Source organism: Serratia sp. 201, assembly GCF_037027545.1.
Taxonomy (GTDB): Bacteria; Pseudomonadota; Gammaproteobacteria; order Enterobacterales; family Enterobacteriaceae; genus Serratia; species Serratia bockelmannii.
This window is the reverse complement of record NZ_JAXCHC010000001.1, coordinates 394,040-411,244: the sequence shown is the minus strand read 5'-3', so window position 1 is coordinate 411,244 and position 17,205 is coordinate 394,040. Positions and strand designations below refer to the sequence as shown.

Here is a 17,205-nt window from a genome sequence, read left to right as displayed (position 1 = left end):
TCCGGAGACCTGGCGGCAGTATAGGAGGATCACATTCTGATTACAATTCTCATACAACCGCTTTGATAACATTTCCCCCGAACAGTGATTCAGATCACGGATTTCACAATTAGTGCAAAATTAATTATCTGATTTGACAAGAGATCAACATTTCCATTACATATAGGGGCACAAACGGTCCTATGATGCGCTATGGGTCAGCAGATACACTTCCTCCCGGGTTCGAGTTATGCAACAGTGTATTTGGCGAACCTATCCCAATAGACGTTGTTTCCCGCTCGAGTTTGCCGGCGTCAAAAGCAAATAAAGCACATAAAAACAGATTATTGGGATAGGTTCACATCTCTTCGAACAGCTCATAGGTAAGATTAACAGACTATAACGAATTACTCTGAATCGTTAACAACTGGTCACCCGTCTCGTTCGCCTGGTCAGCACTCTGTACCCTACCCGCGCACAGTTGCGCAGTCGCTCACAGAGTTAGCGTCCGCACCATTTTTTGCGGGCAACCTGCAGAGATTTAAGGTATTTCAGTTGTTAGTGGTTTTTTAAAATAAGGCGCTAAGGAGACAGTAAATGACTGATAAGAAAGCGACGCTAACCATTAACGACAGCGAAGCTCCGATCGAACTGGGCGTATTGACACCGACACTGGGCCCTGATGTCCTCGATGTCCGCGCTCTGGGTTCCAAAGGTTATTTCACATTTGATCCCGGCTTTACCTCCACCGCTTCTTGCGAATCCAAGATTACCTTCATCGACGGCGACAAAGGCGTGCTGCTGCACCGCGGCTTCCCTATCGAGCAGCTGGCGAAAGAATCTTCCTACCTGGAAGTGTGCTACATCCTGCTGTACGGCGAGACCCCAACGCCGGAAGAGTTCGAAACCTTCAAGACGACCGTAACCCGTCACACCATGATCCACGACCAGATCACCCATCTGTTCCGTGGCTTCCGTCGCGACTCGCACCCGATGGCAGTGCTGTGCGGCGTGACCGGTGCGCTGGCGGCGTTCTACCACGATGCGCTGGACGTCAACAACGAACGTCACCGCGAAATCACCGCGTTCCGTCTGCTGTCCAAAATGCCGACCGTGGCCGCGATGTGCTACAAATACTCCCTGGGCCAGCCGTTCGTTTACCCGCGCAACGATCTGTCCTATGCCGGCAACTTCCTGCACATGATGTTCGCCACCCCGTGCGAAGAGTACGTGGTGAACCCGGTGCTGGAACGCGCCATGGACCGCATCCTGATCCTGCACGCCGACCATGAGCAGAACGCCTCTACCTCGACCGTGCGCACCGCCGGCTCTTCCGGCGCCAACCCGTTCGCCTGCATCGCGGCCGGTATCGCCTCCCTGTGGGGGCCGGCACACGGCGGCGCCAACGAAGCGGCGCTGAAAATGCTGGAAGAGATCAAGACCGTCGAGCACATTCCAGAGTTCATCAAGCGCGCCAAGGACAAGAACGACTCCTTCCGCCTGATGGGCTTCGGCCACCGCGTGTACAAGAACTACGATCCGCGCGCCACCGTGATGCGCGAAACCTGTCACGAAGTGCTGAAAGAGTTGAACAAGAAGGACGACAACCTGCTGCAGGTCGCGATGGAGCTGGAACACATCGCGCTGAACGACCCGTACTTCATCGAGAAGAAACTGTACCCGAACGTCGACTTCTACTCAGGCATCATCCTGAAGGCGATGGGCATTCCTTCTTCCATGTTCACCGTGATCTTCGCCATCGCACGCACCATCGGCTGGATCGCCCACTGGAACGAAATGCACGACGAAGGCATCAAAATTGCCCGTCCGCGTCAGCTGTACACCGGCTATGCCGAGCGTGATTTCAAATCCCAGCTGAAAAACAAGTAAGCCGCCGCTTTCCTGGCTGAAACCGCACAGCGCCGCCCCTTCGGGCGGCGTTTTTTTTGCTTATTTCTGGCAACCCGGGCACCAATAAAACGGCCGCGATGACAGCTCGGTGCGCACAATCATCGCGCCGCAGCGTTCGCAAGGCTCACCGCTGCGATGAAATACCTTGAAGCGAAACAGCGCGCCGTGATGCCGGTTGTCATCCGCCTGCCCGCGCGTCTGGTAGGAAAGGCGCGGCACTGCCAGCAACGCCTCCGCCAGACGGCGCAGCGCTTCTGGCGTCAAATCCTGCGGTTTATGCTGCGGCGCCAGTTCGGCCTGCCACAGGATTTCGGCACGCAGATAATTGCCCAATCCGGCAAGAAATGCCTGGTCGAGCAGCATGCCGCTCAGCTGCCTGCGGCGAAAACGCGGCGTCAGCAACCGCTCCGCCACGGCGTCTACCGTCAGCGACATGTCCAACACGTCAGGGCCGATGCGTTGCAAAAACGGGTGCTGTTCTATTTCCTCGCGCGGCCCGACGGTAATGTCGGAAGCGCTGTAGAGCAATATCGCGCTGCGGGCGGTTTCCAGTCGCACCCGCAGATCGCGTTTGGTCTCCGGCGTCTCTCCTGCCGCCGCCACTTTCCACACGCCATACAGCTGGTTATGGCTGTACATCGTCAGCCCATTGGAGAAATGGGTCAGCAGCGCCTTGCCGCGCGGCTCGATGGCGACGATACGCTCGCCGATCAGACGCTGGCGATAGTGTTTCAACTGAGGAAAAGCGAAATCGACGGCGGTCAACGGCTGATCGATCACCGCCGCCGCCAGCTTGTCCGCCGCCCGGCGAATCTCCGGTCCTTCCGGCATAGACCACTCCTTGCGTAGACCCGGCGCAGCCCGATGCGCCGGGGATTCTCTTGATTAATGCGTCGCGCCGCCCACCACTTTCAGATCGTGTTCCACCTGCAAAGCAATGGAAACGGCCAGCTCCAGCGCAAACAGCACCGTCGAAGCCGCCATGCTCGGCGCACCGGGGTGGGCCGCCGCCTGTTCCGGCAGGTACGGAATATGGATAAAGCCGCCCTTCACCTCACGCTGGCCGCTCAAACGGTGCAGCAGCCCATACATCACATGGTTGCACACGTAGGTGCCGGCAGTCTGCGAAACGGCGGCCGGAATGCCAGCTTCGCGCATCGAACTGACCATCGCTTTGATCGGCAAGGTGCTGAAATAGGCCGCCGGACCGCCGGCGACAATCGGCTCGTCCACCGGCTGCTGCCCCTGATTGTCGGGAATGCGCGCATCGTCGACGTTGATCGCCACCCGTTCAATCGTGATATCGGTGCGGCCGCCGGCCTGGCCGATAGCCAGCACCATCACCGGCTGCACCTCATCGATCGCCGCATTGAGCGCCTCCAGCGCCGCGCCGAACACGCACGGCAGCTGGCGCGCCACGATGCGCGTGCCGACCAGCTCCATATCATTGAGCTGCTTCACCACTTCCCAGGAGGGGTTAAGGCGTTCGCCGCCAAACGGCTCAAAGCCGGTAATCAATACTTTTTGCATCCTTACTCCTACAGGAACATCAGGAAATACAGCAGGAACACGTTAACCAACAGCAGCAGCACGCCGGTCGGCACCTGCGCCTTGATCACCGCATTCTTGTCCGGCAGCTCCAGCAGCGCCGCCGGCACAATGTTGAAGTTCGCCGCCATCGGCGTCATCAGGGTGCCGCAATAGCCGGAGAACATGCCGATCGCCGCCATCACCGCCGGGTTGCCGCCATGCTGCAATACCAGGATCGGAATGCCGATGCCGGCGGTAACGATCGGGAAAGCGGCGAAGGCGTTGCCCATCACCATAGTCAGCACCGCCATACCGATAGCGTAGACCGCCACGGCGATAAAGCGGTTATCGACCGCCAGATACTCCTGGGTCAGATGCGAGATCGCAGTGCCGACGCCGGCGACGGTAAACAGCAGCCCCAGCGTGGCGAGGATCTGCGGCAGAATGAACGCCCAGCCGATCGAATCTAGCAGGCGCCGCGCTTCCTGTATTGGCTGCAGGGCCTTCTCATGGGTCATTTTCACGGCGATCGCCAGACCGATCAGGCAGCCGACGGTCATCGAGAACAGGGTGATCAGCGTCGCGTGGTTACCGCTGCCGAATACCGCGCTCTGCAACGCCGGCACGTTGTTGAACAGCAGCACGCCGATCACCGTCACCACCGGGATCGCCAGTGCGGGGATAAACAGCTTGTTGCCCAAACGCTTGGCGCTGGCCTCGCGTTCCTGCGGCGTCCGCTGGTGATAGCTGCCGAGGCGCACGCCGCCGAAGCCGGCAATCAGGGCCATCACCACCACCACCGCGCCAACGATGATGTGCAGCATGCGTTTTTCGTTGCTGCCCTCGCCGAGCACGTCGCCCAGCAGGCGGTAAGTCCAGTCGCCGACCAGGAATACCAGGCCGTACAGCCCCCAAAACAGCCCGGTGGTGATGCGGCGCGGGTTGGCGCGATCGCGGAAGGACATCACCGCCACAATCAGCAGCACCGCGCCGGCCAGCCAGTAGAGATATTGTTGCTGGAAGTTCATCGCGCCTCCCCCTTCGCCTGCAGCGCCGCCTGATTCAGCTGCGCCAGCTCGGCGCTCAGCTGCTTATCCATCCGATACAGCCGGAACGCGTGGATCAGGAAAGCGAAAATGGCGGTCGGAATGCCCCACAGCGCGATATGCAGCGGCTCGGTCTGAATGCCGCCGGACTCCAGCATAAAGTTATGCATGAAGATGATCGCGCCGAAGGCCACGAAGATATCCTCACCGAAGAACAGCCCGACGTTGTCGGTCGCGGCCGACATGGCGCGCAGGCGGTGGCGCGTACGCTCCGGCAGTTCGCCATAGCGGTTTTCCGTTGCCCCTTCCGCCATCGGCGCCAGCAGCGGCCGCACCATTTGCGGGTGCCCGCCCAGGCTGGTCAGCCCCATCGCCGCGGTGATCTCGCGCACGAACAGGTACACGATCAGCAAACGGCCGGCGGTGGCGCTTTTGATCTTGGCGATCCACGCCTGCGCCCGCTCTTTCAGCCCGTGGCGCTCCAGCAGGCCGATCACCGCCAGCGGCAGCAGCAGGATCAGCGGCAGGTTGCGGGTGTTGAGAAAGCCCTCGCCGAGCTTTTCCAGAATGACGTCCAGCGGCATCAGCGCCGCCAAACCGGTGATGATGCCGGCGGCGATCACCACCAGCACCGGGTTGAAACGCAATACAAATCCGACCACGATGGCGGCGATGCCGATCAGTGGCCAGAGATTCACGGCCTGTTCCATAGTCTTCCCTCGATATTTTCTAATAGTTTTTTGCTTGTGATGTTGTGTCTTGCTTTACGGCTTTATTGCTCCGCGCTGACGCGAATACCCTGTTGAACAAAACTGTCCCGCAGCTTGCGCGCATACGCCAGCGCATGTTCGCCGTCCCCGTGCAGGCAGACAGTTTCCGCCTGAACGGCGGCCCAGACGCCATCCACGCTGCGCACCCGGTGATGGCGCACCATCTCCAGCGTTTGCGCCAGCGCCTGTTCGTCATCCTCGATCAATGCCCCCGGCAAACCGCGCGGCACCAGCGTGCCGTCGGCCTGATAACCGCGATCGGCGAACACCTCCTGCCGGGTGGTCAGACCGAGTTTTTCCCCGGCGCGGATCAGCTCGCTCCCGGCCAGCCCCACCAGCCGCAGCGCCGGATCGACCGCCTGCACCGCCCGGGCGATCGCTTCCGCCAGCGCCGGTTCAACCGCCGCCTGGTTATACAGCATGCCGTGCGGCTTAACATGTACCATCACCCCACCCTCGGCGCGGGCGATCGCCGCCAGCGCCCCGAGCTGATACACCACCTGCGCGTACACCGTTTCCGGCGGCAGCTGCATGCGGGTGCGGCCGAAGTTCTCCCGATCGGGAAAACTCGGATGGGCGCCGATCGCCACGCCGTACTGCAATGCCCAGCGCACCGATTGACGCATGGTCTGCGCATCGCCGGCGTGGAAGCCGCAGGCGATGTTGGCCGAGCTCACCAATTGCAACAGCGCCTGATCGTTGGCGCAGCCTTCGCCGAGATCGGCGTTCAAATCAACGATCATGTAACCCCCAGGCAATCTGTCGAAGGAAGAGATCCTGCTCGGCTTTGGCGCGCTGCGCCTCCGTCAGTGAGCAGAGAACGAAGTGGATCGGTTCGCCGAGACGGATCTGCGCCAAGTGGTAGAGATCGGCTTCGATCACGCAGGCGATACGCGGGTAACCGCCGGTGGTTTGCGCATCGGCCATCAGCACGATCGGCTGGCCGTTATGCGGCACCTGCACCACGCCGGGCATCAGGCCATGCGACAGCATCTCGCGGTCGGTGGTGCGCTCCAGCGGCGTACCGCCGTGCAGGCGGTAGCCCATGCGGTTGCTCTGCGGACTGAGCTGCCAGGCGGTGCGCCAAAACGTATCCTGCGCCTCTTCGCTGAATTCGGCGTACTCCGGCCCCGGCAGCGCGCGGATGCGGTTGGTGAACAGCAGCTGTTTCACGCCGCAGCGATGTTGCGGTTGAGCGGCTGATTTGCCCAGCGGCAGCCGATCGCCGTCCTTCAGGTTACGGCCTTCGTGGCCGCCAAAGGCGGCTTTCATGTCGGTGCTGCACGAGCCCAGCATTTCCGGCACGGCGATACCGCCCGAGATCGCCAGGTAGCTGCGCATGCCGCGTTTCGGCGTGCCCAGCGCCAGCCGCTGCCCCTTTTTCACCGGGTAGCGCCAGCCGGTCCACAGCGGCTTGCCGTCCAGCTGCGCGTCGCAGCCGGCGCCGGTCAGGGCAATCCAGCCAGAGCGGGTAAACTCGGCGCTGAACTGGCCGAGCGTGATCTCCAGCCCGGCGGCCTCCGGCGCGTTGCCCACCAGCAGGTTGGCGATCTTCAGCGCCGGTTGATCCAACGCCCCGCCGGTGCTGATGCCCAGGCGGCGGAATCCCTCGCGGCCCAAATCCTGCACCGTGGTATAGATGCCGGCACGCAGAATAATCAGCATACGCCCTCCTTCTGCGGCACGAAGCGCACGCTATCGCCCGGGCGCAGCAGCGTCGGCGGCATTTCATGCGGATTGAACAACGCCAGCGGCGTGCGGCCAATCAGTTGCCAGCCGCCGGGCGTCACCAGCGGATAGATGCCGGTCTGGCCGCCGCCGATGCCGACGGAGCCGGCCGCCACCGCCAGACGCGGTTCGGCGCGGCGCGGCGTCGCCAATTTTTCCGGCATGCCGCCCAAATAGGAGAAGCCCGGCTGAAAGCCGAGGAAATAGACCACATAGGCCGCCGCCGCGTGGCATTCCACCACCTGCCGCGGGGTCATGCCGGTATGGCGCGCCACGTCATCCAGATCGGGGCCTTGCTCCCCGCCGTAGACCACCGGAATATCCACCTGGCGCGACTCCGGCGTCAGGCGCTCTTTGCTTTCCCAGCCCTGCTGCAGCAACGCAAGCATCGCTTCGGCGTCGGCCTGCGGCGTATGCAGCAACAGCGTCAGGTTGTTCATCCCCGGCACCACTTCCCGCACGTCGGGGTGGTGATTCAGCTTTTCCGCCAGCGCCCAGATGCGCTGCTGGCTCGGTAACGTCACCGGCGGCGACAGTTCAAGCACTACCGCTCTTTCACCCAACAGGTAATAACGTGCTTGTTGCACCCTTATTCTCCTTATTATTATCGCGATGAAAAACACACCAGTTATGCGTGACGCGGCCCCGGCTGTCAATAGAACGCAACCATAAGGAAAATAAGGAAATAGCGCGATAAAAGGATTCAGCCGGCGCACAGGCCGGGCTGGATCCGGGGAAGAAAAAAATCAGGCGGGATTCGGGATATCGATAAAGGTCACATCAAAGCCGTGGTGCTGGGCCAGCCAGTCCCCCAACGCTTTCACGCCACCGCGCTCGGTCGCATGGTGACCGGCGGCGAAGAAATGCACGCCCATTTCGCGCGCGCTATGAATGGTCTGCTCAGACACTTCACCGCTGATGAACGCATCGACGCCGAAGCGCGCCGCGCTGTCGATAAAGCCCTGGCCACCGCCGGTGCACCAGGCCACCCGGCGAATGTGCTCAGGCGCGTTATCGCCGCAGTGCAGCACCGCGCGCCCCAGCCGGCTTTCGATACGCTGCTGCAGCGCCTCGCCGGTCAGCGGCTGTTCAAATTCGCCGTGTGGCACCAGCGGCTCGACGTCGCCAATCACCCGAATGCCCAGCGCCTGCGCCAGCTGCGCGTTGTTACCCAGCACCGGATGTGCGTCCAGCGGCAGGTGGTAGCCGTACAGGTTAATATCGTGAGTCAACAGCGTTTTCAGACGATTGCGCTTCATGCCGCGCACCGCCGGTGCCTCATTTTTCCAGAAATAGCCGTGGTGCACGATAATCGCGTCGGCCTGATGCGCCACTGCGGCATCCAGCAGCGCCTGACAGGCGGTGACACCGGTCACGATGCGCTGCACGTGCGGGCGGCCTTCTACCTGCAATCCGTTAGGGGCGTAGTCCTGAAACGCCGCGGCGTTCAGTTCCGTATTGATCAGTTGTTCCAGATCGAGGTTACGCATTCTCTTCTCTCTTCATAGTCAAAATGTCTGCCGGTCGCCCTGCGCCATCAGGATGAATTTCACGCCCAGATCGTTGCCCTGCGCCAGCTGCTGCGCAATGGCGGCGCGCGTGTCTTCGCCCTGCTTCAGGCTGGGCTTGATGTGGCTGATCACCACCGGCAGACCGTTCAGCGAACCTTCACCGCCGCTGTACTGCGTCAGGTTCTTCAACTCCTTCAGCAGCCAGGCCGGCGTCAAATGGCCGTACAGATGTTTATCCTCCATCCCATTGGGGTACGAGGTTTCGATAATCATGCCTTTGAGCTTTTTCTGCTCGACAAGCGGCCCCAGCGTGCGCCAGACGGTATCGAGATCGCGTGATTGCTCCACCTTATCCGGCCCGGTATCGCCGAAGTAGGCGAAGAACTCGCTGCCGTTGGAAATCAGCAGCATCGACGACGGGTAGCGATCGTGGCTAAGCGGGTACATCACGCCGGTCAACCCGGTCAGGCCGAGGGTAAAGCGCTGCTGCGGCCGCACCGTTTGCAGCCGGTAAGTGCCCAGCCGCGAACCGTTGCCGGCGTCGGTAAAGTTCGGCCAGGCCTTCCAGTTGAAGTAGTGATTACGCAGGGTCAGCACGGTGTCCGCCTGGGCGTAAACGGTTTTTTTATTGTCCTCGGGCGAGCCGACGATCAGCCCCGCCACGTGGTCCAGATGGCCATGGCTGATAAAGTAACTGCCGATCAACTGCCGGAACACATAGCCCTGCGGCGTGTAAGGCGCGGCCAGCTCGGGGGTCACCTGCGGGAAACTGCCCTTCTCCAACCCTTTGGCGATGCCCGGTAGCAGCGAGCCGGCGTCCAGCGCCACATACTGCGGCTGATTATCGCTGCGGATCAGATAAGAGGTCAGGTTGCCGTCGCTAACGCCGCCGTCGACGCCCAGCGCCACCACGTCAAAGCCGGCTATCGCCAGCGCCGAATAGCCGCTCAGGCACAGGGCCAGCACCTTTTTCATCATTGCGTCGCTCCTTGCAGTTGCCTCAAGACTCTCCCCGTTTCGCCGCCTCGAACGCCGCCAACGTCTCCATGCGGGCTTGTTTGTGATCGACGATCGGCAGCGGGTAGTTCAGCGTGCATCGCTGCTTTTCCGCCCAGCGATGGGGATGATGGATGTCATTGTCGGGCACATCCGCCAGTTCCGGCAACCATTTACGGATAAAAGTGCCTTGTGGATCAAAACGTTCACCCTGGGTGGTCGGGTTGAAGATGCGGAAATACGGCGCGGCGTCGGTGCCGGTGGAGGCCGCCCACTGCCAGCCGCCGTTGTTGGCCGCCAGATCCCCGTCCAGCAGTTGCGACATGAAATAGCGCTCCCCGGCGCGCCAGTCGATCAGCAGATCTTTCACCAGAAAACTGGCGCTGATCATGCGCAGCCGGTTGTGCATCCAGCCGGTGGCATTCAGTTGGCGCATGGCGGCATCGACGATCGGATAACCGGTTTCGCCCCGCTGCCAGGCCTGCAGCTTCGCCGCGTCATCGCACCAGCGCACCTTGTCCGTCCAGGCGATAAACGGCCGATGGCGACACAGCTCGGGATAGGCCACCAGCAGATGGCGGTAGAACTCGCGCCAAATCAGCTCGTTCAGCCAGGCGAAAGCGCCGCTCTCGCGATCTTCCAGCAGCTGCGGGCATTCGGCGCGCAGGCGGTTGAAGCACTGGCGCGGCGACAGCGCACCGATCGCCAGATAGGGCGACAGGCTGCTGGTGCCGGCAATGGCGGGCAGATCGCGCTGCCGAAGGTAATCCTGCACCTGCTCACGACAAAAGGCGCGCAGCCGCTGCAGCGCGGCCTCCTCGCCGGCGGGATAGTCATCCCCAATTTCCGCCGCGGGATAATCGAACGCCGCCGGCGCCTCAGGCGCAGGCAACGCGCCATCGGCACGGATCTTCGGCGCCGGCAGGCAGCTCACGTCGGACTCGGTCAGGCGCTGAATAAAGGCGTTGCGAAACGGCGTATAAACCTTGTACATCTCGCCGCCGCCGGTGAGCACGCTGCCCGGCGGCAACAGCAGGCTGTCATCAAAACCGTGGCACGTTACCCGTCCATTCAACTGCTGCTCCAGCCGCACATCGCGTCGCCGTTCATTCAGTTCATACTGGCGGTTGTAAAACAGCGCATCTACCTGCTCTCGCTCGCAATAGTCCGCCAGCCAGTCGATCGACGCGGCAAAGTCCGCACAGGCATGGCAATGCAGCGCAATGCTCTTTTGCGCCAGCGCCTGTTGCACCGCCTGCAGGCTGGCGTGGATCAGCGCCGCCTGCCGCGGCGCCATCTCATGTTGCCGCCACTGCTCCGGTGTGGCGATAAACACCGCCAGCACCCGGGCTTTCGGATCGCTGCAGGCGGCGTGCAGGGCTTTGTTGTCGGTGATACGCAGATCGTTACGCAACCAGACCAGATGCGTGGTCATAAAACTCCTTGTCAATCAATGGCCGTAACGCAAACGCAGCGCCTCCGGGTAAGGTTCGAAATAGCGTTGTTCCGCCAGATAGCGATCGGGGTATTCCGCCATGTAATGCTTGAGCAGCGCGATCGGCGCCAGCAGCGGCTGCATGCCCTGCCGGTAGCGATCGATCAGGTGCGCCAGCTCCTGGCGCTGCGCCGCGCTAAGCTGACGACGGAAGTAGCCCTGCACGTGCATTAACACGTTGGTGTGGTTGCGCCGCGTCGCTTTGTGCGCCAACAGCGCCATCAGGCGGCTGCGGTATTCCACGGCGAAGGCCTCCAGCGAGTCCCAGCGGTGAATATCGGCGACGAAGCGCCCCAGCTCGCGGTACGCCGGCTGCGAATGCGCCAGCAGCGACAGCTTGTAGCGGCTGTGAAACGCGATCAGCCCGCCGCGGGTCAGCCCCTGACGCCACAGCATGTTCAACTCATACAGCGCGTACACTCGCTCGATAAAGTTTTCCCGCAGCGCCGCATCCTGCAATCGTCCATCTTCTTCCACCGGCAGCCACGGCATCTGGCGCAGCAGTTCGGCGGTAAACAGCCCAACGCCGTTTTTACGCGAGTCCTTGCCGTTCTCGCTGTAGACCCGCACCCGTTCCAGGCCGCAGCTCGGCGACTTGGCGCAGACGATATAGCCGCACAGATGCTGCAACGCGGCCACGCGCTGCGCGGAGAAACTGCGCATCTCCTCGGTCAGATCCACGCCGGCGTCGTTGCTGTAGCGCATCGCCGGCCACGGCTGCGCCTGTTTCACCAGGCGCAGCGCCGGGCGCGGCGTGGGCAGGCCGATCGCCATTTCCGGGCAAACGGGCTCAAAGCGCACATAGGGCGCCAACTGTTCCACCGCAAAAGCCAGCCGCTTGTGGCCACCGTCGAAACGCACCGCGTCGCCCAGTAAACAGGCGCTGATGCCGATAGGGATCTTGTCGCTCATACCGCTCTCCCATGTTGTTGACCGATGAGGAAAGTGTAGAAGAATGGCTTGCCAAATACGACCTTGCGCTTGATAGGGGTGGCCAGAGGCATAAAAAAACCCCCGCCACAGGGCGAGGGTTTTTTCGTGAATCGGCAGCGACTCAGTAGAAATCGCAGGACGCCAGTTCCGCCTGCTGCAGCCAGACCGGCTTATCGCTGGTTTTTGACCAGACGCGGTGCAGGTAGCTGTAAAAACGCCCGCGATCGCTGCGGAACAGCATCACCGGCAGGGCCAAAATGCCCGCGATAACCACTGCGCTGCGGCGCAGGAGAATCCGATGCAGTGAATAAGCGTGATAGGTCGTAGACATGCGAACCTCCTTAAAAACGCCTGCCGTTGATTTGTCAGGGAAAACGGCGTGGGCGTATCAAATGAACAATCGGTAATTTGGTAACTGAGCAAAATTTTAGCGCACTTGATGAAAGTTTACTACTCATCCGACCACTAAATCGCACAAAAAATCGCTAATCACCGCAGCGATTCGTAATTTTGTTACAGTCAGGTTAATTTTTAACTTATCATGGGTTACATTGTGGTTATTATCCGGTTCCTGCTTCCACGCCTCTGCCCTTGCTTATTCACTCATCAGGCGCAATCTCGCCGCCAACCTGCTGCTTGAAATGCTCAATTTCCGCTGAAATTTCAGCCATTTTTATACTTTTTTTACACCCGCCCGCGCGATTTTTTCATCTTCTTTCTACCCCGCTCCCTACACTGCCTCTATCAAAAACAACACCTCTGGAGGTGTCCCGTGAGTTTCAGCGTTATTGGTGGTGCGCTGTTGGTCCTGCTGCTGTTGGCCTATCTGGTCTACGCCCTGTTTAACGCGGAGGATTTCTGATGGCGGCTTCAGCCTTTTTACTGATCGCCAGTTTCCTGCTGGTGCTTCTGCTGCTGGCCCGGCCGCTGGGCGGCTTTATGGCGCGCCTGATCGAAGGTGAGCCGCTGCCTGCGCTGCGCGGGGTGGAAGCCGGCGTCTGGCGCGCCTGCGGCATCCGCGCCACCGAGATGAACTGGTGGCAGTACGCGCTGGCGATCCTGGCGTTCAACCTGCTCGGCCTGGCGTTGCTGTTCGCCCTGCTGATGACGCAGGGCTCGCTGCCGCTCAACCCGCAAGGCTTCCCGGGCCTCTCCTGGGATCTGGCACTCAACACCGCCGTCAGCTTCGTCACCAACACCAACTGGCAGGCCTACAGCGGTGAAAGCGCTCTCAGCTATTTCAGCCAGATGGCCGGGCTGGCGGTGCAGAACTTCGTCTCCGCCTCCACCGGCATCGCCGTGGCCTTTGCGCTGATCCGCGCCTTTACCCGCCGCGCCGGCAAGACCGTCGGCAACGCCTGGGCCGATCTGTTCCGCATCACGCTGTATGTGCTGCTGCCGATCGCGCTGCTGATCGCCCTGTTCTTCGTCAGCCAGGGCACGCTGCAAAACTTCCTGCCTTACCTGCACGTCACCACGCTCGAAGGCGCGCAGCAGACGCTGCCGATGGGGCCAGTGGCCTCGCAGGAAGCGATCAAGATGCTCGGCACCAACGGCGGCGGCTTCTTCGGCGCCAACTCGGCGCACCCGTTCGAGAACCCAACCGTGCTGACCAACTTCGTGCAGATGCTGGCCATCTTCCTGATCCCCTGCGCGCTGTGCTTCTCCTTCGGCCAGTTGGCCGGTGAAAACCGTCAGGGCCACGCGCTGATCTGGGCGATGGCGCTGATCTTCGTGGTGGCGGTGGTGGTGGTGATGGTCGCCGAGCTGGCGGGCAACCCGCACCTGAGCGCGCTGGGCGCCGACAGCAACATCAATATGGAAGGCAAAGAGTCGCGCTTTGGCATTCTCGCCACCAGCCTGTTCTCGGTGGTGACCACCGCCGCGTCCTGCGGGGCGGTCAACGCCATGCACGACTCCTTCACCGCGCTGGGCGGCATGGTACCGATGTGGCTGATGCAGATCGGTGAAGTGGTGTTCGGCGGCGTAGGCTCCGGCCTGTACGGCATGCTGCTGTTCGTACTGCTGACGGTATTTATCGCCGGCCTGATGATCGGCCGCACCCCGGAATACCTGGGCAAGAAAATCGACGTTTACGACATGAAGATGACCGCGCTGGCGATCCTGGTCACGCCGACGCTGGTGTTGCTGGGCAGCGCGCTGGCCATCGGCACCGACGCGGGCCGCGCCGGCATCCTCAACCCGGGCGCTCACGGCTTCAGCGAAGTGCTGTACGCCCTGTCCTCCGCCGCCAACAACAACGGCAGCGCCTTCGCCGGGTTGAGCGTCAATACGCCGTTCTACAACCTGCTGCTGGCCTTCGCCATGTTCGTCGGCCGCTTCGGGGTGATCCTGCCGGTGCTGGCGATCGCCGGTTCGCTGAGCGCCAAACAACGCCAGCCGGCGGGCAACGGCACCCTGCCGACCTATGGGCCGCTGTTTATCGGTCTGCTGATCGGCACCGTATTGCTGGTGGGTGCACTGACCTTCGTGCCGGCGCTGGCGCTAGGCCCGGTGGCCGAGCATTTGCAGCTTTGGTTGGCAAACTAACCGACGTCACAGAGAGAGAATAAGAGATGACTCGCAAACAACGCGCGCTGTTTGAACCGGCTCTGGTGCGCACCGCGCTGATCGATGCGGTGAAAAAACTGGATCCTCGCGTTCAATGGCGCAACCCGGTGATGTTCGTGGTGTATATCGGCAGCCTGCTGACCACCGCCATCTGGCTGGCGATCCTCGCCGGCCAAACCGACGGTGCCGCCGCCTTTACCGGCAGCGTCGCCCTGTGGTTGTGGTTCACCGTGCTGTTCGCCAACTTCGCCGAGGCGCTGGCCGAAGGCCGCAGCAAGGCCCAGGCGGAAAGCCTGAAAGGCACCAAGAAAACCAGCTGGGCGAAAAAGCTGGCCGGCCCGCGCCGCGACGGCGCCACGGAGAAAGTGGCCGCCGAAAGCCTGCGCAAAGGCGATATCGTACTGGTGGAAGCCGGCGATACCGTCCCGTGCGACGGCGAAGTGCTGGAAGGCGGCGCCTCGGTAGATGAAAGCGCCATCACCGGCGAATCCGCCCCGGTGATCCGCGAATCCGGCGGGGACTTCTCCTCGGTCACCGGCGGCACCCGCGTGCTGTCCGACTGGCTGGTGGTACAGTGCAGCGTCAACCCGGGGGAAACCTTCCTCGATCGCATGATCGCCATGGTGGAAGGCGCCAAGCGCCGCAAAACGCCGAACGAGATCGCGCTGACTATTCTGCTGGTGGCGCTGACCATCGTGTTCGTCCTGGCCACCGCCACCCTGTTCCCGTTCTCGCAATACAGCGTGGAAGCGGCCGGCAGCGGCAGCGTGGTCACCATCACCGTGCTGGTCGCCTTGCTGGTTTGCCTGATCCCCACCACCATCGGTGGCCTGCTGTCCGCCATCGGCGTGGCCGGGATGAGCCGCATGCTCGGCGCCAACGTGATCGCCACCAGCGGCCGCGCGGTGGAAGCCGCCGGCGACGTGGACGTGCTTCTGCTGGATAAAACCGGCACCATCACGCTGGGCAACCGCCAGGCTTCAGAGTTCCTGCCGGCGCCGGGCGTGAAAGAGCAAGAGCTGGCGGACGCCGCGCAGCTGGCCTCGCTGGCGGACGAAACGCCGGAAGGCCGCAGCATCGTGGTGCTGGCCAAACAGCGCTTCAACCTGCGCGAACGCGATCTGCAGGCGCTGAACGCCACCTTCGTGCCCTTCTCCGCCCAGACCCGCATGAGCGGCGTCAACGTGCAGGAGCGCATGATCCGTAAAGGCGCAGTGGATGCCATTCGCCGTCACGTCGAAACCAATCAGGGGCACTTCCCGCGGGCGGTGGACGATCTGGTGGAAAGCGTGGCGCGCACCGGCGGCACGCCGCTGGTGGTGGCGGAAGGCGCCCGAGTGCTGGGCGTGGTGGCGCTGAAGGATATCGTCAAGGGCGGCATCAAGGAACGCTTCAATGAGCTGCGCAAGATGGGCATCAAAACGGTGATGATCACCGGCGATAACCCGCTGACCGCGGCGGCGATCGCCGCCGAAGCCGGGGTGGACGACTTCCTGTCGGAAGCCACGCCGGAAGCCAAGCTGGCGCTGATCCGCCAGTATCAGGCGGAAGGCCGTCTGGTGGCGATGACCGGCGACGGCACCAACGACGCCCCGGCGCTGGCGCAGGCCGATGTGGCGGTGGCGATGAACTCCGGCACCCAGGCCGCCAAAGAGGCGGGCAACATGGTCGATCTGGATTCCAACCCGACCAAGCTGATCGAAGTGGTACACATCGGCAAACAGATGCTGATGACGCGCGGCTCGCTGACCACCTTCAGCATCGCCAACGACGTGGCCAAATACTTCGCCATTATTCCGGCGGCGTTCGCGGCCACCTATCCGCAGCTGAACGCGCTGAACGTGATGCACCTGCACTCCCCTGCCTCCGCCATCATGTCGGCGGTGATCTTCAACGCCCTGGTGATCGTGTTCCTGATCCCGCTGGCGTTGAAAGGGGTGAGTTACAAACCGATGAGCGCCGCGGCCCTGCTGCGCCGCAACCTGTGGCTGTACGGGGTCGGCGGTCTGCTGGTGCCGTTCGTCGGCATCAAACTGATCGACCTGATCCTGGTCGCGCTGCACGTCGCCGGTTAACCATTGAGGGAAATGAACATGACGTATTTACGACCTGCGCTGGTGATGTTGATCCTGCTGACGCTGATCACCGGCATCGCCTATCCGCTGCTGACCACCGGGCTGGCGCAGCTGCTGTTTTCGGGCGCGGCCAACGGTTCGCTGCTGTACCAGGGCGACAAGGCGGTCGGCTCCGCACTGATCGGCCAGAACTTCACGCGCGCCGACTATTTCTGGGGCCGCCCATCGGCCACCGGCGATTCGGCCTATAATTCGCTGGCCTCCGCCGGCAGCAACCTGGCGGCCACCAACCCGGCGCTGGATAAGGCTATCGCCGAGCGCGCAGCGCAGCTGCGCCAGGCCAATCCTGCGATGAGCGGCCCGATCCCGGTCGATCTGCTGACCGCCTCCGGCAGTGGGTTGGATCCGCAGATCTCGATCGCCGCGGCGCGGTATCAGCTGGCGCGGGTCGCGGCGGCGCGTCATTTGCCGCCGGAACAGGTCGCCAAACTGATCGAAGACAACACCGATCGGGCCACGCCCAACTTCATGGGCGAATCGGTGGTGAACGTGCTGAAGCTGAACCTGGCGCTGGATGCGTTGAAGTAACGCGCCGTATTCAGCATAGTGATAGGGTTCGGCATGCCGAACCCCTTTTTGCTTGGTAACACAAGGAATTGT

General features: G+C 62.0%; 17 protein-coding genes. 5 read left to right on the top strand and 12 right to left on the bottom strand.

Going from position 1 to position 17,205, the window contains the following annotated elements; genetic code table 11:
- Positions 1 to 576 precede the first annotated feature (576 nt).
- Positions 577 to 1,869 (top strand): citrate synthase, encoded by a 1,293-nt coding sequence (locus tag WA302_RS02275; RefSeq protein ID WP_016928730.1) that lies wholly within the window; start codon positions 577 to 579, stop codon positions 1,867 to 1,869.
- A 60-nt stretch (positions 1,870 to 1,929) separates the two neighbouring features.
- On the opposite strand, the gene nei is transcribed toward WA302_RS02275, so the two are convergent.
- The 12 genes from nei to WA302_RS02215 all read right to left on the bottom strand — a co-directional run bounded on the left by nei (position 1,930) and on the right by WA302_RS02215 (position 12,230).
- Positions 1,930 to 2,721, bottom strand: a complete 792-nt coding sequence (gene nei / locus WA302_RS02270) for an endonuclease VIII (RefSeq protein ID WP_025301879.1) — start codon at positions 2,719 to 2,721, stop codon at positions 1,930 to 1,932.
- A 54-nt stretch (positions 2,722 to 2,775) separates the two neighbouring features.
- Positions 2,776 to 3,420, bottom strand: a complete 645-nt coding sequence (gene pcp, locus WA302_RS02265; protein ID WP_016928732.1) for a pyroglutamyl-peptidase I — start codon at positions 3,418 to 3,420, stop codon at positions 2,776 to 2,778.
- An 8-nt stretch (positions 3,421 to 3,428) separates the two neighbouring features.
- Entirely contained in the window at positions 3,429 to 4,448 is a 1,020-nt protein-coding gene (locus WA302_RS02260) for a DUF979 domain-containing protein (RefSeq protein ID WP_049205782.1), read from the bottom strand.
- A complete protein-coding gene (locus WA302_RS02255) occupies positions 4,445 to 5,176 on the bottom strand; it encodes a DUF969 domain-containing protein (protein WP_016928734.1) in 732 nt (243 codons plus the stop codon). Before WA302_RS02255 ends, WA302_RS02260 begins: the two co-directional genes overlap by 4 nt.
- A 62-nt stretch (positions 5,177 to 5,238) precedes the next feature.
- Positions 5,239 to 5,979: a 5-oxoprolinase subunit PxpA gene (pxpA, locus tag WA302_RS02250; RefSeq protein WP_025301876.1), complete on the bottom strand. Its 741-nt coding sequence runs from the start codon at positions 5,977 to 5,979 to the stop codon at positions 5,239 to 5,241.
- Positions 5,969 to 6,901 (bottom strand): 5-oxoprolinase subunit PxpC, encoded by a 933-nt coding sequence (pxpC, locus tag WA302_RS02245; protein ID WP_025301875.1) that lies wholly within the window; start codon positions 6,899 to 6,901, stop codon positions 5,969 to 5,971. The genes pxpA and pxpC overlap by 11 nt, the downstream gene beginning before the upstream one ends.
- On the bottom strand, positions 6,895 to 7,551 hold the full coding sequence (gene pxpB, locus WA302_RS02240) for a 5-oxoprolinase subunit PxpB (protein ID WP_025301874.1): 657 nt from the start codon (positions 7,549 to 7,551) through the stop codon (positions 6,895 to 6,897). Before pxpB ends, pxpC begins: the two co-directional genes overlap by 7 nt.
- A gap of 159 nt (positions 7,552 to 7,710) precedes the next feature.
- Positions 7,711 to 8,454, bottom strand: a complete 744-nt coding sequence (locus WA302_RS02235; RefSeq protein WP_025301873.1) for a type 2 GTP cyclohydrolase I — start codon at positions 8,452 to 8,454, stop codon at positions 7,711 to 7,713.
- An 18-nt stretch (positions 8,455 to 8,472) separates the two neighbouring features.
- A complete protein-coding gene (locus WA302_RS02230; protein ID WP_025301872.1) occupies positions 8,473 to 9,453 on the bottom strand; it encodes an MBL fold metallo-hydrolase in 981 nt (326 codons plus the stop codon).
- A gap of 22 nt (positions 9,454 to 9,475) precedes the next feature.
- A complete protein-coding gene (gene phrB / locus WA302_RS02225; protein ID WP_089180627.1) occupies positions 9,476 to 10,906 on the bottom strand; it encodes a deoxyribodipyrimidine photo-lyase in 1,431 nt (476 codons plus the stop codon).
- Positions 10,907 to 10,921: 15 nt separating this feature from the next.
- Positions 10,922 to 11,878, bottom strand: a complete 957-nt coding sequence (locus WA302_RS02220; protein WP_025301870.1) for a YbgA family protein — start codon at positions 11,876 to 11,878, stop codon at positions 10,922 to 10,924.
- A gap of 142 nt (positions 11,879 to 12,020) precedes the next feature.
- On the bottom strand, positions 12,021 to 12,230 hold the full coding sequence (locus WA302_RS02215) for a YbfA family protein (protein ID WP_004939916.1): 210 nt from the start codon (positions 12,228 to 12,230) through the stop codon (positions 12,021 to 12,023).
- A gap of 441 nt (positions 12,231 to 12,671) precedes the next feature.
- Between WA302_RS02215 and WA302_RS02210 the strand changes: the two genes are divergently transcribed.
- The 4 genes from WA302_RS02210 to kdpC are packed head-to-tail and all read left to right on the top strand — an operon-like array spanning position 12,672 to position 17,133.
- Positions 12,672 to 12,761 carry a K(+)-transporting ATPase subunit F gene (locus WA302_RS02210; RefSeq protein ID WP_016928742.1) on the top strand — a complete coding sequence of 30 codons (90 nt, stop codon included), beginning with the start codon at positions 12,672 to 12,674 and terminating at the stop codon, positions 12,759 to 12,761.
- The gene (kdpA, locus tag WA302_RS02205) at positions 12,761 to 14,449 is read left to right on the top strand and encodes a potassium-transporting ATPase subunit KdpA (protein WP_043136574.1); all 1,689 of its coding nucleotides are present in this window, start codon (positions 12,761 to 12,763) and stop codon (positions 14,447 to 14,449) included. The genes WA302_RS02210 and kdpA overlap by 1 nt, the downstream gene beginning before the upstream one ends.
- Before the next feature lie 26 nt (positions 14,450 to 14,475).
- Positions 14,476 to 16,545, top strand: coding sequence for a potassium-transporting ATPase subunit KdpB (kdpB, locus tag WA302_RS02200; protein ID WP_025301868.1), 2,070 nt, complete (start codon positions 14,476 to 14,478; stop codon positions 16,543 to 16,545).
- Positions 16,546 to 16,563: 18 nt separating this feature from the next.
- Entirely contained in the window at positions 16,564 to 17,133 is a 570-nt protein-coding gene (kdpC, locus tag WA302_RS02195; protein WP_025301867.1) for a potassium-transporting ATPase subunit KdpC, read from the top strand.
- Positions 17,134 to 17,205 lie beyond the last annotated feature (72 nt).